The 1,144-nt window shown below is 53.2% G+C and carries 1 protein-coding gene and 1 pseudogene; both read right to left on the reverse strand.

Translation table 11 applies throughout. The features are described 5' to 3' along the window. Positions 1-643, reverse strand: a pseudogene (locus ACTHUR_RS11600) (DUF4132 domain-containing protein); the annotation flags it as partial. A gap of 146 nt (positions 644-789) precedes the next feature. Then, positions 790-1,144: hypothetical protein (locus ACTHUR_RS11605; RefSeq protein WP_440398670.1), on the reverse strand; the 355-nt coding region annotated here is incomplete at its 5' end.

A 1,144-nucleotide genomic window follows, 5' to 3' on the forward strand; every position in this document is an offset into this window, starting at 1 on the left:
GCAGAGCAGCAAGTTGCGGATTGGCGTATCGGGCAAACTCGTCGTCTTGGGCGGGAAAACAGGCTTCGGCGGAACCGCCTGCCAGTTCTGCCAGGGCGGCAAGGTTGGCGGTAGCGGCTTTCTTGTCCCATAGGTTTTCCGCAAAGACGCGGTAACGGTCGCAGGCGTTTTTCAGGCCGTCTGAAAGCGTTTCGCTCGGATTTGGAAACTGTTTTTTGATTTGGTTTATCAGATATTTGAGTGGATAGTAATCTGCCTCCCGCTTGGACAGCCCGTTATCGTCAAGCATGGCGGCAAAAATACGCTGCACATCCTGCTCCGTCATCGGCAACGTTTTACGCGCCAGAGCCATCGCTACTGCTACACGGATGGTGCCGTAATTGTGTATCCTGTCCTCGCCTTTGTTTTTAAAAATTTTATTCCGTCCCCAGCCGCGTATCAAATCAATGCAGTGGATCAGCAAATCGACGCGGTATCCGGGTGCGGCTTTCTCCACTTCGGCAAAACTAGGGCAGAGCTTCAGGTTTATCGTGTCGTATTCGTGTGAACGGCTTTGGAGCCATTCTTTTTCCAGTGTGTTGAGAAGCTGATTGAACTTGGCACGGTGGCTGTCGGAAATCTGCACGGTTTGGTTTTGGCTCATAGGACTGTCCTTGCGTATCAATGTGTTGGTTATTTCGCTGCAAAGGTGGATAACGTCGGTAAGGGTTTTCTTGTCCGCACTATTCAGGCTGTATGGGGCATCTTCTACAAAGGTGAGGTAGCGTTGCGCGGCGGTTTTCAGGCTGCTTATCCGCCTACTAGCGGCGTGAGTTTGATGAAATTGACGACCAGCCCGTCATGCAGGCACACCATATCGTCCAGCGTTTCCAGTTGGCGATTGTCGGCAAGGATGAAAAACGAATTTTGCTCAAAAGCTTTCAAAGCGACGGCGATTTGCTTTTCCACGTCCACAGGTTGCGGGTGCGTGCCTTTTTTGCCGTGCGTTTCCCGAATCACGATGTCGCCGAGATCGGTGGGGATAACGAGGCTGTGGCGCAGCAGGGCATCGGCGGCGCGGTCGTTGTAGGCGGCGACTTCCTGTCGCACGCGTTCGGCAATCAGCTCCGCCGCGCTGATGTGGTTGGTTCGGAACTTCAAAAAC

The organism is Neisseria sp. P0021.S007 (assembly GCF_051956855.1).